This window comes from Streptomyces wuyuanensis (assembly GCF_900103455.1).
Classification (GTDB): Bacteria; Actinomycetota; Actinomycetes; order Streptomycetales; family Streptomycetaceae; genus Streptomyces; species Streptomyces wuyuanensis.
This window is the reverse complement of sequence record NZ_FNHI01000025.1, coordinates 80637-104670: the sequence shown is the minus strand read 5'-3', so window position 1 is coordinate 104670 and position 24034 is coordinate 80637. Positions and strand designations below refer to the sequence as shown.

Annotated in this window: 23 protein-coding genes; 7 read left to right on the top strand and 16 right to left on the bottom strand. The window is 71.3% G+C overall.

What is annotated here, in order from left to right; genetic code table 11:
• Nucleotide 1: 1 nt before the first annotated feature.
• Nucleotides 2–1585 (bottom strand): APC family permease, encoded by a 1584-nt coding sequence (locus tag BLT82_RS29970; protein ID WP_244529737.1) that lies wholly within the window; start codon nt 1583–1585, stop codon nt 2–4.
• A 284-nt stretch (nt 1586–1869) separates the two neighbouring features.
• Nucleotides 1870–2622, bottom strand: coding sequence for an MBL fold metallo-hydrolase (locus BLT82_RS29965; protein ID WP_093660487.1), 753 nt, complete (start codon nt 2620–2622; stop codon nt 1870–1872).
• Nucleotides 2623–2865: 243 nt separating this feature from the next.
• Here BLT82_RS29965 and BLT82_RS29960 point away from each other — a divergent pair, with 243 nt between their 5' ends.
• On the top strand, nt 2866–3372 hold the full coding sequence (locus BLT82_RS29960) for a type II toxin-antitoxin system PemK/MazF family toxin (protein WP_208868087.1): 507 nt from the start codon (nt 2866–2868) through the stop codon (nt 3370–3372).
• Between the two features lie 310 nt (nt 3373–3682).
• On the opposite strand, the gene BLT82_RS29955 is transcribed toward BLT82_RS29960, so the two are convergent.
• The 5 genes from BLT82_RS29955 to BLT82_RS29940 all read right to left on the bottom strand — a co-directional run bounded on the left by BLT82_RS29955 (nt 3683) and on the right by BLT82_RS29940 (nt 6485).
• A complete protein-coding gene (locus BLT82_RS29955; protein WP_093660485.1) occupies nt 3683–4633 on the bottom strand; it encodes a PLP-dependent cysteine synthase family protein in 951 nt (316 codons plus the stop codon).
• Between the two features lie 15 nt (nt 4634–4648).
• Nucleotides 4649–4936: a MoaD/ThiS family protein gene (locus BLT82_RS29950; RefSeq protein ID WP_093660483.1), complete on the bottom strand. Its 288-nt coding sequence runs from the start codon at nt 4934–4936 to the stop codon at nt 4649–4651.
• Between the two features lie 105 nt (nt 4937–5041).
• On the bottom strand, nt 5042–5167 hold the full coding sequence (locus tag BLT82_RS38615; protein WP_280142509.1) for a putative leader peptide: 126 nt from the start codon (nt 5165–5167) through the stop codon (nt 5042–5044).
• Nucleotides 5168–5254: 87 nt separating this feature from the next.
• Entirely contained in the window at nt 5255–5677 is a 423-nt protein-coding gene (locus BLT82_RS29945; RefSeq protein ID WP_093660481.1) for a M67 family metallopeptidase, read from the bottom strand.
• Between the two features lie 58 nt (nt 5678–5735).
• The gene (locus BLT82_RS29940) at nt 5736–6485 is read right to left on the bottom strand and encodes a TetR/AcrR family transcriptional regulator (protein ID WP_107490282.1); all 750 of its coding nucleotides are present in this window, start codon (nt 6483–6485) and stop codon (nt 5736–5738) included.
• 149 nt (nt 6486–6634) lie between these two features.
• On the opposite strand from BLT82_RS29940, the gene BLT82_RS29935 reads away from it, so the two are divergent.
• Both BLT82_RS29935 and BLT82_RS29930 read left to right on the top strand, forming a co-directional pair.
• Complete coding sequence (locus BLT82_RS29935) at nt 6635–9118, top strand: MMPL family transporter (protein ID WP_093660479.1); 2484 nt, start codon at nt 6635–6637, stop codon at nt 9116–9118.
• Entirely contained in the window at nt 9115–9801 is a 687-nt protein-coding gene (locus tag BLT82_RS29930; RefSeq protein ID WP_244529727.1) for an LmeA family phospholipid-binding protein, read from the top strand. The genes BLT82_RS29935 and BLT82_RS29930 overlap by 4 nt, the downstream gene beginning before the upstream one ends.
• Before the next feature lie 95 nt (nt 9802–9896).
• Here the strand turns inward: BLT82_RS29930 and BLT82_RS29925 are convergent, their stop codons facing one another.
• From BLT82_RS29925 to clpS, 3 genes are all read right to left on the bottom strand, one after another.
• Nucleotides 9897–11336: an amino acid permease gene (locus tag BLT82_RS29925; RefSeq protein ID WP_093660477.1), complete on the bottom strand. Its 1440-nt coding sequence runs from the start codon at nt 11334–11336 to the stop codon at nt 9897–9899.
• A 465-nt stretch (nt 11337–11801) separates the two neighbouring features.
• Nucleotides 11802–12398: a DUF2017 domain-containing protein gene (locus BLT82_RS29920; protein WP_093660475.1), complete on the bottom strand. Its 597-nt coding sequence runs from the start codon at nt 12396–12398 to the stop codon at nt 11802–11804.
• Nucleotides 12398–12709 carry an ATP-dependent Clp protease adapter ClpS gene (gene clpS, locus BLT82_RS29915; RefSeq protein ID WP_093660473.1) on the bottom strand — a complete coding sequence of 104 codons (312 nt, stop codon included), beginning with the start codon at nt 12707–12709 and terminating at the stop codon, nt 12398–12400. Before clpS ends, BLT82_RS29920 begins: the two co-directional genes overlap by 1 nt.
• 92 nt (nt 12710–12801) lie before the next feature.
• On the opposite strand from clpS, the gene BLT82_RS29910 reads away from it, so the two are divergent.
• Together BLT82_RS29910 and BLT82_RS29905 are read left to right on the top strand one after the other, a co-directional pair.
• On the top strand, nt 12802–14133 hold the full coding sequence (locus BLT82_RS29910) for a nicotinate phosphoribosyltransferase (protein ID WP_093660471.1): 1332 nt from the start codon (nt 12802–12804) through the stop codon (nt 14131–14133).
• A gap of 148 nt (nt 14134–14281) precedes the next feature.
• Nucleotides 14282–14866 carry a nicotinamidase gene (locus BLT82_RS29905; protein ID WP_093660469.1) on the top strand — a complete coding sequence of 195 codons (585 nt, stop codon included), beginning with the start codon at nt 14282–14284 and terminating at the stop codon, nt 14864–14866.
• Nucleotides 14867–14988: 122 nt separating this feature from the next.
• Here the strand turns inward: BLT82_RS29905 and BLT82_RS29900 are convergent, their stop codons facing one another.
• Nucleotides 14989–15303, bottom strand: coding sequence for a hypothetical protein (locus BLT82_RS29900; protein WP_093660467.1), 315 nt, complete (start codon nt 15301–15303; stop codon nt 14989–14991).
• A 340-nt stretch (nt 15304–15643) separates the two neighbouring features.
• A complete protein-coding gene (locus BLT82_RS29895; protein WP_093660465.1) occupies nt 15644–18076 on the bottom strand; it encodes an immune inhibitor A domain-containing protein in 2433 nt (810 codons plus the stop codon).
• Between the two features lie 428 nt (nt 18077–18504).
• On the opposite strand from BLT82_RS29895, the gene BLT82_RS29890 reads away from it, so the two are divergent.
• Nucleotides 18505–18819: a hypothetical protein gene (locus BLT82_RS29890; RefSeq protein WP_093660463.1), complete on the top strand. Its 315-nt coding sequence runs from the start codon at nt 18505–18507 to the stop codon at nt 18817–18819.
• Here the strand turns inward: BLT82_RS29890 and BLT82_RS37630 are convergent.
• Both BLT82_RS37630 and BLT82_RS29880 read right to left on the bottom strand, forming a co-directional pair.
• Nucleotides 18805–19602, bottom strand: a complete 798-nt coding sequence (locus BLT82_RS37630) for an RDD family protein (RefSeq protein WP_208868086.1) — start codon at nt 19600–19602, stop codon at nt 18805–18807. The two genes, BLT82_RS29890 and BLT82_RS37630, sit on opposite strands and share 15 nt — an antisense overlap.
• Before the next feature lie 86 nt (nt 19603–19688).
• Nucleotides 19689–21251, bottom strand: coding sequence for an RDD family protein (locus tag BLT82_RS29880; RefSeq protein WP_093660459.1), 1563 nt, complete (start codon nt 21249–21251; stop codon nt 19689–19691).
• Nucleotides 21252–21516: 265 nt separating this feature from the next.
• On the opposite strand from BLT82_RS29880, the gene BLT82_RS29875 reads away from it, so the two are divergent.
• A complete protein-coding gene (locus BLT82_RS29875; RefSeq protein ID WP_093660457.1) occupies nt 21517–22020 on the top strand; it encodes an SsgA family sporulation/cell division regulator in 504 nt (167 codons plus the stop codon).
• Nucleotides 22021–22137: 117 nt separating this feature from the next.
• On the opposite strand, the gene BLT82_RS29870 is transcribed toward BLT82_RS29875, so the two are convergent.
• Both BLT82_RS29870 and BLT82_RS29865 read right to left on the bottom strand, forming a co-directional pair.
• Nucleotides 22138–22527 carry a VOC family protein gene (locus BLT82_RS29870; protein WP_093660455.1) on the bottom strand — a complete coding sequence of 130 codons (390 nt, stop codon included), beginning with the start codon at nt 22525–22527 and terminating at the stop codon, nt 22138–22140.
• Between the two features lie 127 nt (nt 22528–22654).
• Complete coding sequence (locus BLT82_RS29865; protein WP_093660575.1) at nt 22655–24022, bottom strand: FAD-binding oxidoreductase; 1368 nt, start codon at nt 24020–24022, stop codon at nt 22655–22657.
• Between the last annotated feature and the right edge of the window lie 12 nt (nt 24023–24034).

The window sequence follows — 24034 nt, the reverse complement described above, 5'->3', positions numbered from 1 at the left end:
CTCACGGCCCTCCGGATCCGTTCCGGTCGGCGCCCGCGCCGGTGCCGGGACCGGTGCCCGAGCGTGAGCCGGTGCCGCGCGCGAGGTCGGGGTCGCAGACGCCGGGGCGCTCGTGCCAGAAGCCGTCGCTCGTCAGCCGGCGCGCGAACATGATCAGCAGTCCCACCACGACGATGAAGATGCCGATGACGAGCGGCGGGCCGAGCCCGAACCACGAGACGCCGCTGTACGAGTTGGCCGGGTCGGACATGTCGATGACGGATTCGACCAGCAGCCACAGCAGCAGCACCGCACCGATCACCGGTCCGACGCCGATGAGCAGGAAGTTGCGCACGCTCTCGGTGAGATGGCGGCGGTAGTAGACGGCGCAGGCGATGCCGGTGAGCGCGTAGTAGAACGCGATGAGCAGTGAGAGCGCGGTGAGCGAGTCGAGCAGGGCGTTCTCGCTGATCTGGCTGACGACGAGGTACCAGACGATGGCGACGATCGCGACGGCCCAGGTGCTGACGTGCGGCGTGTGGAAGCGGGGGTGGATGCGGGCCAGGGCGGCGGGCAGCGCTCCGCGCCTGGCCATGGAGAGCCCGGTGCGGGATGCCGGGATGATCGTCGTCTGGGTCGAGGCGAGCGCGGACGTGGAAACGGCCAGCAGGACGAGCCAGTCCCAGCCCCCGAGGACCTGCCCGGCGAGGGAGGCGAAGATGAACTCCTCCTCGGAGGCGTTCTCTGCGAGGTAGGCGGGCCCGGCGAAGGCGACGACGGCGATGGTGACCGAGAGGTACGTGCCGAGCAGGATGACCGTCGACCAGATGCCGGCCCGTCCGGGGGCGCTGGCGGAGTTCTTGACCTCTTCGGTGAGGTTGACCGCCGACTCCCAGCCCCAGTACATGAAGACGCCCAGCAGCAGGCCCGCGGTCAGTGCGCCGCCGCCCGCCCCGAGGGGATTCAGCCAGCCGATCTGCGGTTCGACGCCGCCGAGCGAGCTGGTGCCCGCGTACACGCGGTGGACCGCCACGACGGCGAACGCGAGGAGCGATGCGACCTGGGCGAGGATGAGCACGTTCTGGACGTGTGCCGAGGCCTCGGTGCCGATGACGCAGATGGCGGTCATGACGAGGATGACCAGCACGGCGAGCAGCTGGCGTACGAAGTCGTTGGACGCCCAGCTGTCGAGGCCCACGGTGAGCAGCCCGAAGCCGACGGCCACGTCGGCGAGGGAGCCGACGACGAGCACACCGGTCATCATGATCGCCCAGCCGCCGAACCAGCCGGCCCAGGGGCCCATGGCGCGGGTCACCCAGGAGAAGGTCGTGCCGCAGTCCTGGTCGACCCGGTTGAGGTAGAAGAAGGCCGATGCGATGAGCAGCATCGGCACGAAGGAGGCGAGGACGACGCCGGGAGCGTAGACGCCGACGAGTGCCACGACCGAGCCGATGACCGCGGCCAGCGAGTACGCGGGTGAGGTCGAGTTGATGCCGATGACGAGCGCGTCGAGGAATCCGATCGCGTTGTGCTTCAGCTCTCCGGGCCCTTCGCGGCTGTGCGAACTGGGCGGCGGAGGGAGCGTGTCCTTGACGTCATCGGCCATGTTTCCTCGCAGATCAGGACGATGTGTCGCTTTTAGGCGAGTTTAGCGGTGTGCGCCGTTCCCGGCCTGCGGAGTGGATCTCCCGCGTCGCGGCGAGATCGCGGTACGGGGCCGAGCCGGCCCCGGCCGGGTCCCCGCCGACCGGGCCAACCGCGGCGGGAAAGGCCGGGTCGGTGCCGGCCGGGGCGAAGGGGGCTGTGCGCGCGGGTGCCGCGACCGCCGCCCCGTGCCGGGCCGGTACCGCACGGCCGTGAAACGGGTCCGGGGCTACGGCCCGAAGCGCCTCACAGCTCGTAGACCGCGCCCGGGGCCGCCAGTTCGACGGGCCCGTCGAAGACCTCCCGCGCGTCCGCAAGATTGCGCTCGGCGTCCGTCCACGGCGGGATGTGGGTCAGCACCAGACGGCCGACCCGTGCGCGGGCGGCGTGTGCGCCGGCCTCGCGGCCGTTGAGGTGGAGGTCCGGGATGTCCTCTTTGCCGTGGGTGAAGGCCGCCTCGCAGAGGAAGAGGTCGGTGCCGTCGGCGAGGTCGACCAGGGGGTCGCAGACGCCGGTGTCCCCGGAGTAGGTCAGGGAGCGGCCGCCGTGCTCGACCCGGATGCCGAAGGTGTCGACGGGATGCGCGACCTTCTCGGCGCGCACGGAGAACGGCCCGATCTCGAAGGCGCCCGGCTTGAGGGTGTGGAAGTCGAAGACCTCGCTCATCGACTTGTCGGACGGGGTGTCGGCGTATGCGGTGGTGAGCCGCTGCTCCGCGCCTTCCGGCGCGTACACCGGGATGGCGTCGCAGCGACCGCCGTCGTGGCGGTAGTAGCGGGCCACGAAGTATCCGCACATGTCGATGCAGTGGTCCGCATGCAGATGACTGAGGAAGATGGCGTCGAGGTCGTAGAGACCGATGTGGCGCTGCAGCTCGCCGAGGGCGCCGTTGCCCATGTCGAGGAGCAGCCGGAAGCCGTCGGCCTCTACGAGATAGCTCGAGCAGGCCGATTCCGCGGACGGGAACGACCCCGAGCAGCCGACGACGGTGAGCTTCATGGAGCTTGAACCTCCGTGGACGGTCGTCCGGTGGACGGGAACGTGGGCGGGTGGCAGGAGTGCCGAGGCGTGCGCAGGGGAGGTCGTGCGGTGCGTCGAGCGTAAGGCGCGAAAGGGTAGAGCGCTCCTTCGCACGTACCCGTTGTGGGGGAACTCACCTGCCCTGTCACCGGATAGGACGACGCGTGACCGGCGAGGGCCCGGCGCGCGCGGCCCGGGATGCGCGCCGGTACCGTCTGGGGTATGGACACGTCGTGGTGGCTCGCGCTCGGCGCAGTGGTGGCGGTCGCGCTGCTGGCGGCCGTGACACGGGTGCGGCCGGGTGCCCGTACCGGGAGGCCCGGCGGGAGACCGCCGCGCAGGGTGCCGACGCGGCCGCGGGGCCGTGCCCCGGGCGGCCGGCCCGGCGGGCCGGCGGAGGGCGCGGCGCGTCCCGGGCCGGCGCGGAGGCCGCAGCCGGGCGAGATCTGGTGGGCGGACGTTCCGTTCGAGGACGGGCCCGGTTCGAAGGACCGTCCGTGCCTGGTCCTGGCCGTGCACGGCGGCGCTGCGCGCGTCGCCAAGATCACCAGCCGCTATCACGACGAGCGTCCGGGCGTGATCCCGCTTCCGCCGGGCACCGTCGGCGACGCACACGGGCGCCCGAGCTTCCTGGAGACGGACGAACTGCGCGATGTCCGGGTCCGGGACTTCCGCCGGCGGGTGGGTGCGGTGGACCCGCTGCTGTGGGACCAGTTGCGTCATCTGTGAGGCGTGTTCGGGACCGCTCCGCCCTGTCGTGTCCCGAGTCGAATGGTCGCCTCACCGTCCCGGGTGCCGCCCGCGCCAGGGTTCCTCGCCCGTCCCGGCGCCGGTACGTCCTCGGCGCCCGGAGTCCGGAGCGGTGCCACCCGGGATCCGGGCGCACCCTGCTCCGGCACCCTGCTCCGGGTTGATCCGCCCGGCCCGGTCCGACCGGATCGGGCTCCGGACCCGTCCCGCGCACGAAGCGCGCCGCGGTCCCGGCGGCCGGCGGCGGCCGTCCTCTCCGGCCCGTGGCCGGCGCCGGCCGCTCGGGGAGTCAGGCCCAGAGCTGGCCCTGGAGGGTTTCGATCGCCGCCTCGGTCGTGGGAGCCGTGTACACGCCGGTGGACAGGTACTTCCAGCCGCCGTCGGCCACGATGAAGACGATGTCCGCCGATTCCCCGGCCTTCAGCGCCTTCTTGCCCACGCCGATCGCCGCGTGCAGGGACGCGCCGGTGGAGACGCCCGCGAAGATGCCCTCCTGCTGGAGGAGCTCCCGGGTGCGGGTGACGGCGTCGGCCGAGCCGACCGAGAAGCGGGTGGTGAGGACGGACGCGTCGTACAGCTCGGGGACGAAGCCCTCGTCGAGGTTGCGCAGTCCGTAGACGAGGTCGTCGTACCGGGGCTCCGCGGCGACGATCTTCACGTCGGGCTTGTGCTCGCGCAGGAAGCGTCCGACGCCCATGAGGGTGCCGGTCGTGCCGAGGCCCGCCACGAAGTGGGTGATCGAGGGCAGGTCGGCAAGGACCTCCGGGCCGGTGGTGGCGTAGTGGGCGCCCGCGTTGTCCGGGTTGCCGTACTGGTAGAGCATCACCCACGACGGATTCTGCGCGGCGAGTTCCTTCGCCACCCGCACGGCCGTGTTGGAGCCGCCCGCCGCGGGCGACGAGATGATCTCGGCGCCCCACATGGCCAGGAGCTGCCGCCGCTCGTGGCTTGTGTTCTCCGGCATCACGCAGACGATCCGGTAGCCCTTGAGCCTGGCCGCCATGGCCAGCGAGATGCCGGTGTTGCCGCTGGTCGGCTCGAGGATCGTGCAGCCGGGCGTGAGGCGCCCGTCCTTCTCCGCCTGCTCGATCATGAAGAGCGCGGGGCGGTCCTTGATCGAGCCGGTCGGGTTGCGGTCCTCCAGCTTGGCCCAGATGCGGACGTCCTCGGAGGGGGACAGCCGGGGCAGCCGGACGAGCGGGGTATTGCCGACCGCGGCGAGCGGGGAGTCGTAGCGCATGGGTTGTCCGGCCGATCAGGCCATACCGCCGGCCACGGCCGGCAGGATCGTCACGCTGTCACCGTCGGACAGCTTGGTGGAGATGCCGTCGAGGAAGCGGACGTCCTCGTCGTTCAGGTAGACGTTCACGAAGCGGCGCAGCTGCTCGCCGTTCGCCTCGTCCACGATCCGGGCCAGGATTCCGGGGTGCCGGGTCTCGAGGTCGGTGAACAGCTCGGCGAGCGTGTCCCCGCTGCCCTCGACGGCCTTGGCGCCGTCGGTGTAGGTGCGGAGGATGGTCGGGATGCGGACCTCGATGGCCATGGCGTGGGCTCCTGTCGGGAGGGACGTAAGTGCGTTGCGTACGGGCGCGCGGCTCGGCCCCCGCGCAGGGGCTTGTGCAGGCTGCCGTGTTCGTCGGCCGTGGGCTCAGGCCGTGCGGCCGGCCGCGCAGCGCGTACAGATGGCGCTGGCCAGGCGGCACAGGTCGACGTGCAGCCGCGCCACGAGCAGCGGCGTGCCCGGCGTCTTCTCGCTCACGTCGTGGGGAACCATGCGGTCATCGTAACGATTCCCGATCCGGCCCCAGGTATGTGATCTCGCATCGTGGACCTGATCCGTTCGCCTGGTGGACGAAATGCCTCAGTACGCCTCGACGACCTCGACGTCCTCCTCGGTGACCTCGCCGTCGACGATCCGGAAGGAGCGGAACTGGAACGGCCCTGCGTCGTCGGTGTCCGCGGTGGAAACGAGCACGTAGTGGGCGCCGGGCTCGTTGGCGTACGAGATGTCGGTGCGGGACGGGTACGCCTCGGTCGCCGTGTGGGAGTGGTAGATGACCACCGGCTCCTCGTCCCGGTCGTCCATCTCCCGGTAGAGCTTGAGCAGGTCCGACGAGTCGAACTCGTAGAACGTGGGCGAGCGGGCGGCGTTGAGCATGGGGATGAAGCGCTCGGGACGCCCCTCGCCGGCGGGCCCCGCGACCACGCCGCACGCCTCGTCGGGGTGGTCCTCGCGGGCGTGGGCGACGATCTGCTCGTACAGGGCCTGGGTGATGGTCAGCATGAGGACGAGAATAGGCGGACGTTCCCCGGATCTGAGATCCGGGGACCATTGCGTGAGATCAGCGGGCCGGAGGCGGTGCGGGGGCGCCGGCCGGCGGCGATGACGGGCCGTCGCCCGCCGCCCGGCCGGCCGGGTCCGGCGCGGGCGCCCGGTCGGTCACGGCGAGCAGCGCGTGCACCGTGGCCTCCATCGTGCGGCGGGCGGCGTCCTGGTCGAGGCCGCTGCTGCGCCAGTGGTACCAGGCACCCCATGTGGTCACCGCGTCCAGGCCGTTGAGCAGGTCCGCACGGCGTTCCCCGGGCAGCCGGTCCAGCTCCTCGGCGAAGACCTCGGCGAGCCGTCGGCGGGCGAAGTCGAGCACCTGACGGGTGGCGAACTCGACCCTCTCGGTCGGGTTCTCCAGCCGCATCATCGTCAGTCGCGCGGGGGTGATCCATTCCAGGATCCGCGCCCGCTGCTCGACGAGCGCGGCCACCCTCGTCTCCCTCGACCCCTCGGCGGGCAGGGGCCCGATGCGCGCGGCCAGCTGGTCGAGCCGCCGGGCGATGGCGGTGTCCTGGAGCTGCCCCATGTCGGCGAAGTGGTGGAACACCAGGCGGCGCGACACCCCGGCCCGCTCGGCCACCCGGTCCGCGGGGAACTGCGTCTCCCCGTCGTCGAGCAGCGAGAGCATCGCGTCGGCGATCTTCTCCCGGGTCCGGCGTCCGCGCTCGGTGCGGCCGTCCCGCGGCGGTCCGCCGCCGGTGCCGGGTTGTGCGTCCGCGGTCTCCGGGGCGCGATCCGGCGCCCGCCGGTCCGACTGGTTCACGTCGGTTCCTCCCATCCCTGCGTTGACATTGTTGCACTCGTGATGCAACCGTGCCGCTTGCACACGGAGTGCAATAACTTCGAGCCCGTTCCGGGCCGCCGCACGAGAGGGCCCACCCCGGCCCGCCGCACGAGAGGGACGGGTTCCTCATGCTCCTGGCCGCAGGGCGCTGGTGCGCCCGCAGACCGAAACGGACCGTGGCCGCCTGGCTGCTGCTGCTCATCTCCCTGGCCGCGGCGGTCGGGGCCTTCGGCAGGGTCACCAGCGAGGCCGTGACCATCCCGGGCAGCGACAGCCAGGCGGCGCGCGACACGGCAGGGGCCTTCGCCGACGCGGCCTCGGGCCGGCAGCCCGTCGTCCTGTACGCACCGGCCGACGCCGCACCGCTCACCTCTTCCGGGCAGCGCAGGGCCGTCGAGGAGGCGGCGCGGGCCATCGAGGGCGTCGACCACGTCGTGGCCGTCACCACCCCGTACGAACCCGCCGGCGGCGGCCTCGGCGCGGACGGCCGCACGGGCCGGCTGACGGTCGAACTCGACGTCGGCGGACGGGACATCACCCCGGAGACCACCCGCGCCATCACGGACGCGGCCGCCCCGGCCGCCCGTGCGGGGATCGAGGTGACGGCCGGCGGGGACCTCGCCGCCGCGGAGGACAAGGGTTCCACCGGGCACAGCGAGGTCATCGGCCTCGCGGCCGCGTTCGTCGTCCTCGCCCTCGGGTTCGGGAGTCTGGTCGCGGCCGGGGTGCCGCTGCTCACGGGAGCGGTCGGGCTGGGCGTGTCCCTGTGCCTGATCGGCCTGGCGGGCCATCTGATGGACATGCCCTCCTCCGGTGCGACCATCGCGGCGATGATCGGCCTCGGCGTCGGCATCGACTACACGCTCTTCTGTCTGACCCGGTTCCGTGAGCTGCTGACGGCCGGGGTGGACGTCGAGGAAGCGGCCGCACGCACCACGGCCGGGTCCGGCAAGGCGGTCGTGTTCGCGGGCAGCGCGGTCGTCGCCGCCCTCGCCGGGCTCGCGTTCGGCGGCCTCCCGCTGCTGCACGCGCTGGCACTCGCGCCGGGCATCGCCGTGCTGGTCGCCATGGCGGCGACGCTCACCCTGCTGCCCGCCGTGCTCTCACTGCTCGGGCCGCGACTCGCGCCCACGGCGCGGGGCGACCGGAAGGCGCGGAACGAGCGCAAGGCGCGGGAGCGGGTCGTACGGCAGGAGCCGGGCGGACGCCAGGAGCCGGACGACCGGGGCGAGCCGGAGGGGGCGGGCACGGCGGCCTCCGGGGCCGGTCGCGCGGAAGCCGCCACTGGCGTACCCGGCCCGGTGCGTCTCCGAGTCCCCGGCGCCGGTAGCGGCACGGACCGTCGCGAAGAGCCCGCGGCCCGGACCGGAGCGGAACGGCCCGAAACCCTCGCGGCCCGCTCGCGGCCGGTGGACGCGCACCCCGGCGCCGGGCCCGCTCCGGCCGGCTGGGGCCGGATCGCCGCGTTCGTCGCCTCCCGGCCGTGGCGCTGCCTCCTGGCCGCGCTCGCTCTGACCGGTGTACTCGCCGTCCCGGCAACTCAGTTGACGTACGGTCAGCTGGACGCGGGCGACAAGGCCGCCGGTACGGCGAGCCGCACCTCGTACGACCGGCTGGCCGACGCCTTCGGTCCCGGCGCCAACGGTCCGCTCCAGGTCGTGTCCACGCTGCCCGACCCCGCCTCCGGCCCGGACGACGCCCGGATCACGGCCGTCTCCGCCGCTCTGCGAACGACCGGCGGCGTCGCGTCCGTCGGGCCCGCGCAGCTGGACGCGAGCGGCACTCGTGTGCGCTGGCAGGTCACGCCCACCACCGCGCCGTCCGACCCGGACACGGTCGAGCTGGTGCACCGGCTGCGGGACGAGACCCTGCCCCGGGCCGGCGCGGACGCCGGCCTGGTGACCCATGTGGGCGGGGCGACGGCCGCCCAGGCCGATCTGAACGAACGGCTCACCGAGCGGATGCCCCTGGTCGTCGGCTTCGTGCTCGCCGTCGCCGCACTGCTTCTGCTCGTCGCCTTCCGCTCGCCGGTCGTCGCGGTGAAGGCGGCGCTGATGAACCTGGTCTCGGTCGCCGCCTCCTACGGGGTGCTCACCGCGGTCTTCCAGTGGGGGTGGGGCGCGACGCTGATCGGGCTCGAAGGGCCGGTGCCGATCCCGGGTTACGTCCCACTGCTGATGTTCGCCGTGCTGTTCGGTCTCGCGATGGACTACGAGGTCTTCCTGCTCAGTGCCGTGCGTGCGGCGTATCTGCGCGACGGTGACAACCGGGGCGCGGTCATCACCGGCCTGGCCGCAACGGGCCGGATCATCACCTCGGCGGCACTGATCATGGTCAGCGTCTTCCTCGGCTACCTGCTGTCCGACGACCCCGTGGTGAAGATGTTCGGCATCGGCCTGGCCACGGCGGTCGCGCTGGACGCCACCGTCGTCCGCGGCGTCCTCGTGCCGGCCACGATGGTCCTGCTCGGCCGGGCGAACTGGTGGCTGCCCGACGCGCTGGACCGGCTGCTTCCGCGGCTGGCGATCGAGGACGACGGCCACGACGACGCGGAGCCGCCCTCCCCCGCGACCGGCGGCGCGCCCCTGGCCGGCACCCGGAGCGCGTCGTGACGCGGCGCCGGGCGGACTGCCGCCGGCGGCTGCTGTGGACGTCCCTCGTGGCGGCCGTGCCGCTCGTGGCGTTGCCGGCGGTCGACCGCGTCTCCGCGAGCGTCGCCGAGAACCGGCTCGCGGAGCGGATCGCCGCGCGGCAGAAGGCGCTGGTCGGCACTCCGCGCGTGAGCATCGACGGCTTCCCGTTCCTGCTGAGCGCGGCGCGGGGGGCCTTTCCGAGCGTGGACGTACGGGCGGACGCCGTGACCGGGGAAGGCCGGCCGGTGCGGGCGTCGGTCGAGCTGCGCGACGTCGCCGAGGGCGGCGGCGGTTACACGGCCGCGTCCGCGGACGCCCGGTTCACGGCGCCGTTCGACTCCCTGGGCGCGGGTCTCGGGGAGGGCGCCATACTCTCGGCGGACGGGGACGGCCGGCTTCGGATCGACCGTGAGGTCCTGGGCCTGCCCCTGACCGTCGTGGCCGAACCGCGGCTGACCGGGCGCACGATCACCGTCGTGCCGGTCGCGGCGTCGTTCGCGGGCCGGCCGGTCGATCCGTCCGGACCTCGCATCTCGGCGGCCTTCACCGCCGCGGAGGTCGTCGTCCCGGATCTGCCGGGCGGTCTCGCGCCGACCCGGGTGTCGGTCGGTGATGCGGGGGTGACGCTCCACGCCGGGGGCAAGAACGTCCGGCTCGCGTGAACGGCGGCCGGCCGGCGTCCCCGAACGGCATCAGGGCCATGCCGGGCGTTCTCCGCCCGCATGGCCCTGATGACCGGTGAGGAGCGAGCCGCTCGCTACTTGACGGCGTCCGCGTACTCGGGGGTGCGCTCGGTCAGCTGCGGGTTGCGCTTCTTGAGGAGCGCCCAGCCGACGGCCAGGCCGATCCCCCAGACCGCGCCCACGACCAGGGAGATCCTGGAGTCCTTGTCGTAGGCGATCATGCCGGTCACGCCGATCAGGAACAGCAGGGCGACCCAGCTGAACTTGGCTCCGCCGGGGGCCGGGAAGGACGAGGCGGGCAGACTGCCGGCCTCGACCGCGCGGCGGTAGCGGATGTGGCTGACGAGGATCATCATCCACGTCCAGATACCGGCCGCGGTGGCCACCGAGACGACGTAGCCGAACGCCTTCTCCGGGACGACGTAGTTGAGGACGACGCCGATGCCCATGAGCGCGACGGAGACGGCGATGCCCACGGCCGGGGTCTTGCGGGCGTTCAGGCGGCCGAAGGCCTTCGGGGCCTCGCCGTTGGACGCCAGGTCGCGCAGCATGCGGCCGGTGGAGTACATGCCGGAGTTGCACGAGGAGAGCGCGGCGGTCAGCACCACGAAGTTGACGATGCCGGCGGCGAGCGGGATGCCGATCTTGTCGAAGGCGTGGACGAACGGGCTCTCGCCCGCGGAGAACTCGGTCCACTTCACGACGGAGAGGATCACCACGAGGGCGCCGACGTAGAAGATGATGATGCGCCAGGGCAGCGTGTTGATGGCCTTGGGGAGCGTCTTCTCGGGGTTCTCGGACTCGCCGGCGGTGACGCCGACCAGTTCGACGGCGAGATAGGCGAACATCACGCCCTGGAGGGTCATCAGGCTGGAGCCGATGCCGTTCGGGAAGATCCCGTCGTGCGCCCAGAGGTTGGAGACCGCGGCGGTGTCACCGGCGTCGGAGAAGCCGAGCGTGAGCACGCCGAGACCGATCACGATCATGCCGATGATCGCGGTGACCTTGACCATCGAGAACCAGAACTCGACCTCGCCGAAGATCTTCACCGAGATCAGGTTGACGCCGAAGAGCACCACCAGGAAGACCAGGGCGCTGACCCACTGTGGGATCTCCGGGAACCAGAAGTGCATGTAGATGGCCGCGGCGGTGAGTTCCGCCATGCCGGTGACGACCCACATGAGCCAGTACGTCCAGCCGGTGACGAACCCGAAGAACGGGCCGAGGAATTCGCGGGCGTACTCCGCGAAGGAACCCGAGACGGGCCGGTACAGCAGCAGTTCGCCCAGCGCGCGCATGATGAAGAAGATGACCACGCCGGCCAGGGCGTACATCAGGATGATGCTGGGGCCGGCCTTGGCGATGTTCGCTCCGGCGCCCATGAAGAGGCCCACGCCGATGGCGCCGCCGATGGCGATCATCTGGACCTGCCGGCTGCCGAGCCCTCGCTCGTAGCCTTCCTGCGGAGTGCCCCCGGCCTCGCCGGCGTGCTTGTCGACCTGCAACGAGGTCATGGTTGATGCGCCTTTCTCCATGCTGATCCGCGCCGACTGGACTCGGCCGCGGACCAGGTCCTGATCCCCCCGGATACCGATGGAGTGCCGCCGGCGGTCTGCCGGTCGAAGCGCCTCCGGGGACATGGGTGGCGTCCCCGGCAGGTCGTGAAGATCTATCACGGCGGCAGCATTGATCGACCCACGGCAATGTGGCGCACACCACTGAAAGAAGCGGACAATTCACACTTGGCGCGGCAAAGACGGGTGACCAAGTGACGTGATCGTTATCCGGATTTGAGTGTCCGTTGAGCGAACACGCGGTGTCCGGGAGGCGTTCACCGGCTACGGCTCGTGACGCATTCCGCGTCCCCGGCACGCCATCCGCTACGGGACGTGACGACATGGCGTCAGGGCCTCGCCTGATTCACGCCGACGCCCGCACCCCGGCCGCCGAACCCCGGGCACCCGCCCGGAATACGGCCGTTACGGCATCAGCGTCTCGACCAGCGTCTCCTGGAGCGCCCCGAGCCAGAGGTACGCCATGACCATCGGCTTGCGCGGATCGGAGTCCGGCAGCCGGTAGAGGTCGCCGGTCTCGTCGTCGTCGGTGACCTCGAGCCGGGTGCCGATGGTCAGCCGCAGGTCGTTGAGCGCTCCGAGCCAGTGCAGCGAGTCCTCGGCGGTGAGTTTGAGAATCGCCCCGCCCTCGCCCGCCGCGGTCAGCGCGTCGAGGTTGCGGACGACGGCGAGGGCGTCGTCGCGCTTGCGGGCGCGCAGGTCGTTCTCCGTGAAACGGCGGAACTCGGCCGAGAACTCCCGGAGTTCCCCGTCCTCGCCCCGATCGGCCTCGGGCTCCCCGTAGGCGTCCGGGAAGAGCCGCGCGAGCGCGGGGTCGGACGGCGGCTCGCTCGGCCCCTCCGCGAAGAGCGCGGCAAGCGGGTCCGCGCCCTCGGCGGGCTCGTCACCGGGGCCGATGAGCTCCAGCAGCTGGACGGCGAGCGAGCGCAGGATGGAGATCTCGACCTCGTCGAGCGCGACGGCGGCGCCGCCGCCCGGCAGTGCTTCGAACTGTCCCGCCATCACTGACGTTCCTGGGAGAGCGTCGCCCACAGCCCGTAGCCGTGCATCGCCTGCACGTCGCGTTCCATTTCCTCGCGGGTGCCGCTGGAGACGACCGCGCGTCCCTTGTGATGGACGTCGAGCATCAGCTTGTGGGCCTTGTCCTTGGGGTAGCCGAAGTACGCCTGGAAAACGTAGGTGACATAGCTCATCAGATTGACCGGATCGTTGTGGACGATCGTCACCCACGGAACGTCGGGTTCGGGTACGGCGAACGTCTCCTCGGCCGACTGGGTCTGCTCGATCTCTAGGGGCACAGTCACTCCACCCATGCTGCCACCCGAGGGGCCCGGTCGCACAAACGCCCCCGCCCGATCCGACGACATCTCGTCACTCTGACGAAATCTGCGCTAGCATCGCTCGTATGAACACTGCGGATCTGGGTCTGCCGGTCTCCGTGCCGTCGACCGCGCTCTTCACCGACCAGTACGAGTTCACGATGCTGCAGGCCGCCCTCAAGGCGGGCACCGCGGACCGCCGGTCGGTCTTCGAGGTCTTCACCCGCCGGCTGCCCGAGGGCCGCCGCTACGGCGTGGTCGCCGGCACCGGACGCGTCCTGGACGCCGTGGAGAACTTCCGCTTCGACGAGGGCGTGCTCGGGTACCTCCGGGACCGCGGCATCGTGGACGAGCCGACGCTGCGGTGGCTGGCCGGCTACCGCTTCAGCGGCGACATCCACGGCTACCCGGAGGGCGAGGTCTACTTCCCCGGCTCGCCGATCCTGCGCGTGGAGGGTTCCTTCGCGGAGTGCGTGCTGCTGGAGACCGTGATCCTCTCGGTCCTCAACCACGACTCGGCGATCGCGGCCGCGGCCTCGCGGATGTCGGCGGCCGCCGTGGGCCGCCGGCTCATCGAGATGGGCGCCCGGCGCACCCATGAGCTCGCCGCAGTCGCCTCCGCGCGCTCGGCGTACGTCGGAGGCTTCGACTCCACCTCCGATCTCGCCGCCGGCTTCCGCTACGGCATCCCCACGGTGGGCACCAGCGCGCACGCCTTCACCCTTCTGCATGACACGGAGCGGGACGCTTTCCGGGCCCAGGTCGATTCGCTCGGGCGCGGCACGACCCTGCTCGTCGACACCTACGACGTAGGCGAGGCCGTCCGTACGGCCGTGGAGATCGCCGGCACCGATCTGGGGGCCGTGCGCATCGACTCCGGGGACCTGCTGATGGTCGCCCACCGGGTGCGCAGGCAGCTCGACGACCTCGGCGCCCGTGACACGAAGATCGTCGTGACGTCCGACCTGGACGAGTACGCGATCGCGTCGCTGGCCGCCGCGCCCGTGGACGCCTACGGCGTGGGTACGCAGCTGGTCACCGGAAGCGGTCACCCGACCTGTTCCATGGTCTACAAGCTGGTCGCCCGCGCCGGCTCGGCCGACCCGGACGCGCCGCTGGTGCCGGTGGCGAAGAAGTCGACCGGCGGGAAACTGTCCGTGGGCGGGCGCAAGTGGGCCGCCCGCCGGCAGGACGAGTACGGCGTCGCCGAGGCCGAGGTGCTCGGCACCGGCCCGGTGCCCGAGTCCCTGGTGGACCGGCAGCTGCTGACGCAGCTGGTCAAGGGCGGTGAGGTCGTCGCCCGTGAACCGTTGGACGCGGCGCGCGAGCGGCACATCGCGGCGCGCGCCGCGCTGCCGATCTCCGCGACCCAGCTGTCCCGCGGCGAGCCGGTGCTTCCCACGGAGTACCTCATGTGAGCCGTATGGACACCAGGTGACCCGAGAGACGACGGCAGCGCAGTTAGCAGGCAAAGGCCCTCTCCCGCAAGGCGATCGAAGTCTCTACCCTCGAAACGTTGCCGCCCGACCGTTCCCCGCCCGCCGCACCCACCGAAGGACACCCGCCATGCACCGCGCATTGATCGTCGTCGACGTTCAGAACGACTTCTGCGAGGGGGGCAGCCTCGCGGTGTCCGGGGGCGCGGACGTCGCCGCCGCCATCACCGACTACATCGGACAGGCCCAGCCCGGCTACCGCCACGTGGTGGCCACCCGCGACCACCACATCGACCCGGGCGGCCACTTCTCCGAGCAGCCCGACTACGTGGACTCGTGGCCGGCGCACTGCGTCGCCGGGACTGAGGGCGTGGGCTTCCACCCGAACTTCGCGCCCGCGGTTGCCTGCGGCTCGGTCGAGGCGGTCTTCGACAAGGGCGCCTACGAGGCGGCGTACAGCGGCTTCGAGGGCACCGACGAGAACGGTGCGACGCTCGCCGAGTGGCTGCGCTCCAGGGACGTGACCGAGGTCGACGTCGTGGGCATCGCCACCGACCATTGTGTGCGCGCCACCTCGCTGGACGCCGTCCGCGAGGGCTTCCGCACGCATGTGCTACTCGACCTCACCGCCGGGGTCTCCGAGGAGACGACGGACCGGGCCCTCGAGCAGATGCGGCAGGCGGGCGTGGAGCTCTCCGGCAAGCCGGTGGTCTGACGCGCGGCGGTCCGTCGCACGGCCGCGGAACGTGCCCCCGGGAGGCTCGCGGCGCGCGCGGCGGGGCGCCGGGCACCGAGGGGCCCGGCGGCGTTCCCCGCCTCCTCCGGCGGGGCCCGGCGCTACGCCCCGCGTGCCGGGCGCAGCAGGGCGCGGATGGGGTGCCAGAGCTCCTGGGAGAGCGGCTCGTGCGTGCGCCAGAGCAGGCCGTCCGGATGGTGCAGCACCGCCGTGATCTCGTCCGGCGTCGGTGGCTCCGCGTTACCGCGCAGATACACCGCCCGCAGCCCCAGGTTCCGCAGTCGCGTCAGGGCGCGCGCACGGTTCGCCGCGTGCACCAGCACACGCACCGTACGACCGCCGCCTGCCGGGTCGGGCAGGCCTATCGCGACCACGACACTGCCTCCTGGCAGCTTGCAGAAACCTCCGCCGGGCACGCCGCATCACTCCCCCGTGAGCTCGCTGTCAATAAGAACTTCGTCAGACGCACCTAAACACGATCGGCCGCCGCCCGCTAGAGGGCATCGGCCGATCATGCTTTGACCTGCAATTTTATTGATCGACATTCGAGGAGGGGCTCTCCTCGGGCTCCCCTTTGGGACATCTCGCCCGCTCCGGGTCCGGGCGAGCGTCAACAAACGGACACCCCGGCGCAAGCTGCTCTCCGGGCACCGGACACCGTCACCGATCATCGCGGGCTCAGAGGCCCGCCGCGACGAAGCGGGGTGCCCGCGCGACGAGCGCGCGGACACCCCGCTCCTTGTGACGTGCTACGTCCTACTTGGCCGAGCGGCCGACCTGGACCGTGATCGTCTGGCCGTTCTTCGGCTCCTTGACGATCGAGATCTTGGTGTTGGTGTTCGGGACCTGAACACCGGCGGTCGGGTTCTCCTCGAACCAGTAGACGCCCTTGCGGTCGTCGAAGACCGAGTTGCCCTTGTGGGCGGCGATCCTCACGGGGACGTCGGCCTTGTGCAGCGTGAGCGCGTCCGAGCGGAAGGTGCTGAACGTGGAGTCGAACGCCTGGATGCGGTTGCGCATCAGCGTGCCGTCGGCCCACTTGAGGGCCTTGGGGTTGGCGTCGATCGGGAGGATCAGACCCTTGCCCGGGTGCTGGCTGGTGTTGTTGTCCTTCTGCGAGGTGTCCCACAGCCAGACCAGCAGGCCGTTCTGGTAGGGGTAGTGCTCCACCCAGCCGTCCTTCGGCGCCTTGAAGCCGAAGTTGTACGGGCCGACCTTGAGGGTCTGGTCGTACGAGACGTACTGGCGGTTCTCGGCGAGGTAGTACTGCTCGTACTCGTCCGTGAAGGACTCACCGATGCGGGAGAAGCCCTTGGCGGTCCAGCCGGCCGCCTCGGTCTCGGCGTTGTCGCTGAAGACCGGGGCGCCGTCCGCGGAGACCACGATGCCGTCCGCCGCGAAGCCCTTGCCCGCCACGCCGCCGTCCGTCTGGTAGCGGAAGCGGACGTCGACCTTCTTGCCGGCGTACGCGTCGAGCGAGTACACGAGCTTCTTGTGCGCGCCCGACGGACCGGTCAGCGCCGGCTTGTCCGAGGCGTCGCGGGTGATCGGGGCGCCGTCGGCGGTGCCGTCCACGGCGTCCCAGTTGGCGCCGCCGTCCGTCGACACCTCGGTGTAGAGGTAGTCGTAGTCGGCCTCGATGTCCCACCAGCCGGTGAGCTCCAGGGACGCCTTGGACTTGCCCGTGAGGTCGACGGAGCGGGTGAGGGTGTTCTTGAGGTCGTCACCCATGTCGCTCCACCACTGCATCGAGCCCTCGGCGGGCTTCACGATGCTGGTGGTGACCTTCTTCTTCGGCAGCTCGACGACGAGGGCCTGCGGGTTCTTGGTGTTGTACTCCGCCACACCCAGCTTGTGGGTGGACTTCGTCGCCGCCTTGGCCTTCGTGTAGTTGAGCCAGCCGAGCTGCAGCTTGTCCCAGGCGTTCATGTCGCCGGGCAGGTCGCCGATGGAGTCCTGGCCGGTGCCGAGCCAGGAGCCGGAGGACATCAGGGACCAGAAGCCGGTGGAGTTCTCGCCGCCGCCGGAGGTGTCGTACAGGTCCGGCAGACCGAGGTCGTGACCGTACTCGTGGGCGAACACGCCCAGGCCGCCGTTCTCCGGCTGCATGGTGTAGTCGCCGACCCAGATTCCGGTGTTGCCGATCTGGGTGCCGCCGGCCTTGTTGTTCGCCGGGCCGGTCTTGCCGGCGTCGGTGCCGTAGGCGTACCAGCGGTGGGCCCACAGGGCGTTCGGGCCCTCGGCGCCGCCGCCGGCCGACTCGTCCTCGCCCGCGTGGACGATCTGGAAGTGGTCGATGTAGCCGTCGGCCTCGTTGAAGTTGCCGTCGGCGTCGAAGTCGTAGCGGTCCCACTGGTCGTACTGCGCCAGGTCGGCCTTGATCTGGGCGTCGGTACGGCCCTTGGCCTTCTGGTCGGCGGTCCAGGCGGTGACGCCGTCACGGACCGTGTCCCAGACGTTGTTGCAGTTGGACTGGCCGCAGTAGTTGGAGCCGTAGCGGGCCTCGTTCCAGTCGACCTTGACCCAGTCCGAGACGGTTCCCTCGACCGAGTACCGGCCGGAGGAGGTGCGCTCGTAGTAGGTCTTCAGCGAGTGCTTGGGGTTCCCCTTCTTGTCCTTGCCCTCGCCGAAGTACAGGTCCTGGAAGTGCTGCCGGTTGTAGTCCTTCTGCCAGGCGGTCGAGTTGTCCACCTTGCGGTCCGGCTGCGCGATCTTGTTGTGCAGCGGGCCCGGGGTGCCGCCGTACTTCTTGACGGGCGGCTTCGGGCCGTCGCCGTCCGGGTCGAACATCGTGGTGTCGTCGACCTTGTCGCCGAACTCCACCAGGATCGTGAAGATCTTGTCGGTCTTCTCCCGGCCGAGCTCGACGTACTTCTTGTCGTCGAGCTTCACGACCTTGGACGCGCCGCGCTTCTGCACGGTCGCGTCCCCGGATATGACCTGCTCCAGCGCCGCCTGGCGCTGCTGCTCCTGCTGCTTGCTGAACGGACCCTCGAGATCGTGGTCCACGTGGCCCTTCTGGGCCTTGTTGTGGTCGGAGCCGGGCGCCGGATCGTGGCGCTCGACCCCGGGGGCCCCGGAGGGCCGGTTCTCGGCCTGGGCCGTGGTGAGTGCCGCGGCCGTTGCCCCTGTCGTGGCCAGTGCCACGAGCACCGCGGACGCTCTGATCGCCCGTCGCTTGCCTGTCACTTGAAGGTGTCCTCCCCCGCGCGCCGGCGTACCGCGGGTCCAAGGAATGTGGGGTGGATCCGCTCGCGGCAGCGCGTCACAAGTGACGACATTCGACCGGAGTTGACGGAGAAAAAACAGACCTTGACTTGAACAGGCCAACTGCACTATGCAGTAGTGCAGTTCCGGATAACGGACGCGCTACGCGCGTTCACGGCCGGGTCCGCTGCGGCGGCCCTCTCGCGACCTGGCCGTCCGGTCAACAGGCGCATCCGCACGGTCAGTTCCTGAGACACGTGACTCGATGCGCCCCCAGTGCACCGGTACCGTGGGTTAGGTCACGCTTACTGCCGGTTCCTCTCGGGCATCCACCCTCGTAGGGTCCCCGGACAGGGCGACTCGCTGCGACACACCACCGACATCGATGCCTTCGAGGGACGGAAACCGTCATGCCGCGTCCGACTGCCGCACAGCTCGCCTACGGTTCGGCCACCGTCGTCGTCTCGACCGTCGCCATGCTCCTGCTCTCCCGCGCGACGACGGCGCTCGGAGTCGCCGTCGTCGGGGTCACCGCTCTCGCCCTGGGCCTGCTCGTCGCCGTGAGCGTGCCGGTGCCGGACAGGGCGAAGGCGGCGCGCACGGCCGGTCGAAGCCGTGCGGCCGCCATCGAGGACCGCTCCCTCCCTGCGGAGTCCGCCGCCCGGATGCCCGTCGCCCACGCGACGGCGGAGCACCGCGTCGGCCAGCATTCAGGGCGCCGTTGACACCACCACCGTCTTGGCGGCCTTGTCGTGCAGACCCTGTTTGTACGGCTTGTCCACCAGAATCAGGATCAGCAGGATCAGCGGCCACAGGCACGGGCAGCAGATCAGCTGCGGCAGCCAGAGCACCACGGCGCGCGTCAGGGACGAGCCGGTGTCGGGCGTGCTCCCGTCGTTGAGCATCGCCACACGCATCTTCATGAGCTTCTTGCCCAGCGTCTGACCCGACTTGCGCACCATCAGGGTGTCGTAGCCGACGTACGCGATGATCGAGATGAGCTGGAACACCCACTGTCCGCCGGTGTTGCTGTTCGCCACCCAGTCGTCGAAGTCGTCGCCCGAGGCGACCCTGTTGTAGATCCCGAACGGGATGCCGATGATCAGCAGGGGAATGGCGACGATCAGCCAGTCGATGATGCGCGCGAGGATGCGCTTGCCGGAGTCGGCGAGCGGGGGCATCCCGTGCAGCGGATCGCCGCCTCCGTAGGGGTCGCCGCCGTACGCGTGCGGATCGTACGGCGGAGGCGGGGCACCGTAGGGCGAGCCGGACCCGGGCGGCGGAGGACCGCCGGGAGGTGGAGCCCCGTGCGGGCCGCCGCCGGGCGGCGGGGTGCCGTAGGGACCGCCGCCGCCCGGCGGCGGCGCACCGTAGGGCCCCTCACTCGGCGGAGGACCACCGGGAGGAGGCTGCCCGCCCGGCGGTGGACCGCCCGGGGGCACGGGCCCCTGCGGCTCCTGGGGCCTCTTGCGGAACGGGTCGTCCTCGGGCGGCTGGTCGTTGCTCATGGGGGCAGTGCACCCCGCCCCGCCGGGCCCCGCAACGGCTCACGAGCCGTTCGGGGGACGGCAGGGCCAACGGGACGAACGGACCGTCAGCCGGCCACGAACGTGTGCGCCGCCTTGTCGTGCCAGCACTGCCGCCACGGGCGGTCGAAGACGCACCACAGCACGTTGAGGACGCCGACGACGAGCACGCCGAGGACGCCGTGCACCAGCCAGCGCAGCAGGGCCGCGACGAACGACGGCGGCTCGTGCGACTCGATGTCGCGCACCTGGAGCCCCAGCAGCTTCTTGCCGAGGGTGCGTCCCCACCTGGTGGTCGGCAGCGCCTCGTAGAGCGTGCCGAGCACGAGCATCGTGATGAGCGAGAGCCCGAGGTGGAAGGCGGTCGTACCGTCGATCAGCCAGACGGTGACCGTCTCCCCGGACAGCTTCGCCGCCTGGATCTTCTCGTCGATGTGCGCCAGCGCGGCGGACACGAACGGGTACGTCGCGGCGCCGACGAGCGCCCCCAGCACGGCGGTGTCGATCAGCCGGGCCGCGAAGCGCCTGCCGAGCGCGGCGGGCCGGGCCGAGGCCTGGGCCTGGGCGGCCAGCAGGAAGGGATCGCTGACCGGTGGCTTCCAGGGGACGACCGGCGGCTCTTCCTCCGGCGTCTGCGCCAGTCGGTGGACCTGCTGTGCCCAGGAGGCGGACCCGCCGCCCGACCCCGCGGACACGGGCGGCTGCTGCGGCCCCGGCTGCTGCGACTGCCGGGTCGACGGCTGCTGGGGCTGCTGCGCGGGCGACGCCGGCTGCTGGGCGGGAACCTGCGGCTGCGCCGGCGCCTGGACGGGCGCCTGTGCCTGTGCCTGTGCCGCACGCTGCTGGGCGGGCTGCTGCTGGGAAGGCGTCATCGCACGCACCGTCATGGTGCCCTCGGCGGGCGGCGTGCCGGGCTGCGGACGCTGGGCGCGGATCGTGACGGTGCCGTCGGCCACCGGCTGCTCCGGCTCCTCGGCGGGCCCGCCGACGCTGCGCACACCGGGCAGGGCGCCACCGGTCGGGTCCGCCCCGGTGCCCGCCGGCTCCGGGGCGCCGTCGGCGAGGGCGGCCCTGCCGGCCGCCCGGTCGAACCGGACTCCCGAGGGTCCGTTGCCGTCGCCGCGGTCCGCTCCCGCCGAGCCTCCCGTACGCGGGTCCTGTGCCGTGGCGCCCGGCTGGTCCCAGGCCTGCCCGGCGACCGGCGCCGAGGCGTCCGCACCGGAGCCCGGCAGCCCTCCGCCGCGCGGGTCCTGGGCCGCGGAGCCCCAGGAGACGCGGCGGTCGCGGTCGCCGCCGAAGCCCGTCTGGCGCGAGGTGTCGGCCTGCCAGGCGGAGAAAGGCTCCGGGCGGCCGCCGGGGGCCGGGTCCGGGTCCTCGTCCAGGAAGACGGGACCCGTCTCCTCGACCGCGGGTACGGCCGGGGCGGCCGGTACCGCCGCCGGGGGCGCGAAGGTCGCGTGTGCCGAGGGCGGGGACGCCGGCATCGTCTCGCCGTCCTTGGGCGCCGGACGGCTCGTGCCCGGCACCCATGCCGTGCCGTTCCAGTACCGGACGTAACCCGGAATGGACGGATCGGGGTAGTAGCCAGGCGTGGGGCTGCCGTCGCCGGTTGCCGGGGTGGGGGCGCTCATCACCGTGGTCCCGTATCTCCTGGAAGACATCGAGGGTATCGAGGGGGTCGATTCAAGGGTCCACATCTATCAGACCGCCGCACCGCGCCGGGCCCGTCCCGGCGTAAGGCCCACTTTCCGGTAACGCTGTGCCGCACTGCCGGGACCGTGCGCCGGGAGACTGAGAAGTTGGTGGCGGAAGTCGCGTAATAGTCGGCGGGGATGGCGCTCTCCCCCTGTGTGGCCCGCTCCAGGGTCCCGTACCGGGAAAGGAAGTCGCAGTCTCATGCACACCGTGGTGGAACGCGAGCTGGAGCTCAAGCTGGTCCTGTCGCCGGAGCGCAGTGTCCCCGTGCCGGCCAGGCTCACCTACCGGGGAGATGACGCGTATGCCGTGCACATCACCTTTCACATCGGGTCCGAGCATCCCGTGCACTGGACGTTCGCCCGTGAACTCCTGGTGGAGGGGGTCTTCCGGGCCTGCGGCGAGGGCGACGTCAGGGTCTGGCCGACGAAGGACGACGGGCGGAGCGTCATCCACATAGCGCTGAGTTCGCCCGACGGCGAGGCCCTGCTGGAGGCCCCCTTTTCGCAGGTGTCGGCGTGGCTGGAGCGGACGCTGCGGGCCGTGCCGCCGGGGACCGAGTCCGAACACCTCGGGTTCGAGACCGAGCTGGCGGAGCTGCTCGCGCCCGCCCCGGCGGACGGCCTGCACGGACGCGGTCCCTCTGCCGCCCTCGGCGGCGACGGCCCCCGGCCCGTCGAGGAGACGAAGGACGGTGAGGCGTAGCCGGAGTGGCCGCGGGACCGCCGGCCCGGCGGGTTCCGGCACGGACGGGCCCGGCGCGCCCGTTCCGGGGGCCTGGGCGGGCCCGTGGACGCGCGAGAACCACGGGAACGACAAGAACTACGGGGACTGGACGTAGGTGTGGGTGATGAACTCGAGGGAATGGCCGTCGGGATCGTCGATGTAGACCCCGCGGCCGCCGAAGTTGTGGTTGATCCGCTGCGGTTCGGCGTGCGCCGGGTCCGCCCAGTAGGAGAGCTCGCGCTCCTTGATCCGGTCGAAGATCTCGTCGAACTCCTCGTCGGTGACGAGGAAGGCGAGGTGCTGCGAGACGATCGGCGAGCCCGGCTGCCCGTCGAGGTAGTCGAGGGTGACGCCGTTGGCGAGCGGGACGCTCGCGAACGGGCCGAAGGGCTTGGGCTCCGGCGCGTCGAGGAGCTCGGTGAGGAAACGGGCCGCGGCGAAGCGATCGCGGCTGTGGACGATGGTGTGGTCGAGACGTGCGGGCACGACTCCTCCTTCTCCTGCTTCTTCATCCTTCTTCCCGTCCGGTCACGCTATGTGGGGAGCCGTACCTCTTTCATCCGGCTCCGGTCCCGGCCCTTGTGGTCCTTCGGACCTAGTTCCGTATCAGGCACTAGAACAACTTGCCGGGATTGAGGATGCCGAGCGGGTCGAAGGTCTTCTTGATGCCCTGCTGCAACTCCACTCCCACCGGGCCGAGTTCGCGCGCGAGCCACTCCTTCTTCAGGACGCCCACGCCGTGTTCGCCGGTGATCGTGCCGCCGAGCTCGAGCCCGAGGGCCATGATCTCGTCGAACGACTCGCGGGCGCGGGCGGATTCGCCGGGGTCGTGGTGGTCGAAGCAGACGACGGGGTGGGTGTTGCCGTCCCCCGCGTGGGCGCAGACACCGATCGTGAGGTCGTACTTCTCCGCGATGGCCGCGGTGCCGTCGAGCATCGCGGCGAGCTGCGAGCGCGGTACGCAGACGTCGTCGATCATCGTCGCGGTCTTGACGGCCTCCAGGGCGGTCAGCGACAGCCGGCGGGCCTGGAGCAGCAGCTCCGACTCGGCCGCGTCCTCGGCGGGGACGACCTGGGTGGCACCCGCCGCCGCGCACAGTTCCCCGACGGCGGCGAGGTCCGGGCCGGGGTCGGGGGTGTCGAACGCGGCGAGGAGCAGCGCCTCGGTGGTGTCCGGGAGGCCCATCTGCGCCATCTCGTTGACGGCCCGGATGGTCGTACGGTCCATGATCTCCAGCAGCGACGGCGTGTGACCGCGCTCCATGATCGCGCAGACGGCGTCGCACGCCGTGGCGGCCGAGGGGAACTCGGCGGCGAGTACGAGCTGCCGGGGCGGCTTGGGCCGGAGTGCGAGCACGGCTTTGACAACGATGCCCAGGCTCCCCTCCGAGCCGACGAAGAGCCGGGTGAGGTCGTATCCGGCGACTCCCTTGGCCGTGCGGCGGCCGGTGCTGAGGAGCCGGCCGTCTGCCAGGACGACCTCGAGTCCGAGGACGTACTCGGCGGTGACGCCGTACTTCACGCAGCACAGTCCGCCGGACGCGGTGCCGATGTTGCCGCCGATGGTGCACATCTCCCAGCTGGACGGATCCGGCGGGTAGTACAGCCCGTGCTCGCCGACGGCGCGCGACAGCACGGCGTTGACGACACCGGGCTCCACCACGGCGATCCGGTCGACCGGGCTGATCTCCAGGATGCGGTCCATCTTGACCAGGGAGAGGACGATGCAGCCGTCGGAGGCGTTGGCCGCGCCGGACAGGCCGGTGCGGGCTCCTTGCGGCACGACGGGGACGCGCAGCTCGGTCGCGGTGCGCATGACGTGCTGGACCTGTTCGACGGTGCGGGGCAGCACCACGACGGCCGGGGTGCCCGCGTCACAGAAGCTCGCCATGTCGTTGCTGTACGAGACCGTGACGTCGGGGTCGGTGATCAGGGCTTCGGGCGGGAGGTTCTCGCTGAGCCGGGAGAGTAGATCGTCCATGATCCCAGATTC

What these genes read in the sequence shown, in the direction of transcription:
- BLT82_RS29865 (WP_093660575.1), bottom strand. Translation starts at nt 24,022, where the DNA reads ATGGACGATCTACTCTCCCGGCTCAGCGAGAACCTCCCGCCCGAAGCC.
- BLT82_RS29945 (WP_093660481.1), bottom strand. Translation starts at nt 5,677, where the DNA reads ATGCTGACCATCACCCAGGCCCTGTACGAGCAGATCGTCGCCCACGCC.
- BLT82_RS29905 (WP_093660469.1), top strand. Translation starts at nt 14,282, where the DNA reads ATGCACCGCGCATTGATCGTCGTCGACGTTCAGAACGACTTCTGCGAG.
- BLT82_RS29955 (WP_093660485.1), bottom strand. Translation starts at nt 4,633, where the DNA reads ATGCGCTACGACTCCCCGCTCGCCGCGGTCGGCAATACCCCGCTCGTC.
- BLT82_RS29875 (WP_093660457.1), top strand. Translation starts at nt 21,517, where the DNA reads ATGCACACCGTGGTGGAACGCGAGCTGGAGCTCAAGCTGGTCCTGTCG.
- clpS (WP_093660473.1), bottom strand. Translation starts at nt 12,709, where the DNA reads ATGGGTGGAGTGACTGTGCCCCTAGAGATCGAGCAGACCCAGTCGGCC.
- BLT82_RS29920 (WP_093660475.1), bottom strand. Translation starts at nt 12,398, where the DNA reads ATGGCGGGACAGTTCGAAGCACTGCCGGGCGGCGGCGCCGCCGTCGCG.
- BLT82_RS37630 (WP_208868086.1), bottom strand. Translation starts at nt 19,602, where the DNA reads ATGAGCAACGACCAGCCGCCCGAGGACGACCCGTTCCGCAAGAGGCCC.
- BLT82_RS29960 (WP_208868087.1), top strand. Translation starts at nt 2,866, where the DNA reads ATGGACACGTCGTGGTGGCTCGCGCTCGGCGCAGTGGTGGCGGTCGCG.
- BLT82_RS29970 (WP_244529737.1), bottom strand. Translation starts at nt 1,585, where the DNA reads ATGGCCGATGACGTCAAGGACACGCTCCCTCCGCCGCCCAGTTCGCAC.
- BLT82_RS29910 (WP_093660471.1), top strand. Translation starts at nt 12,802, where the DNA reads ATGAACACTGCGGATCTGGGTCTGCCGGTCTCCGTGCCGTCGACCGCG.
- BLT82_RS29880 (WP_093660459.1), bottom strand. Translation starts at nt 21,251, where the DNA reads ATGAGCGCCCCCACCCCGGCAACCGGCGACGGCAGCCCCACGCCTGGC.
- BLT82_RS29950 (WP_093660483.1), bottom strand. Translation starts at nt 4,936, where the DNA reads ATGGCCATCGAGGTCCGCATCCCGACCATCCTCCGCACCTACACCGAC.
- BLT82_RS38615 (WP_280142509.1), bottom strand. Translation starts at nt 5,167, where the DNA reads ATGGTTCCCCACGACGTGAGCGAGAAGACGCCGGGCACGCCGCTGCTC.
- BLT82_RS29890 (WP_093660463.1), top strand. Translation starts at nt 18,505, where the DNA reads ATGCCGCGTCCGACTGCCGCACAGCTCGCCTACGGTTCGGCCACCGTC.
- BLT82_RS29965 (WP_093660487.1), bottom strand. Translation starts at nt 2,622, where the DNA reads ATGAAGCTCACCGTCGTCGGCTGCTCGGGGTCGTTCCCGTCCGCGGAA.
- BLT82_RS29925 (WP_093660477.1), bottom strand. Translation starts at nt 11,336, where the DNA reads ATGACCTCGTTGCAGGTCGACAAGCACGCCGGCGAGGCCGGGGGCACT.
- BLT82_RS29935 (WP_093660479.1), top strand. Translation starts at nt 6,635, where the DNA reads ATGCTCCTGGCCGCAGGGCGCTGGTGCGCCCGCAGACCGAAACGGACC.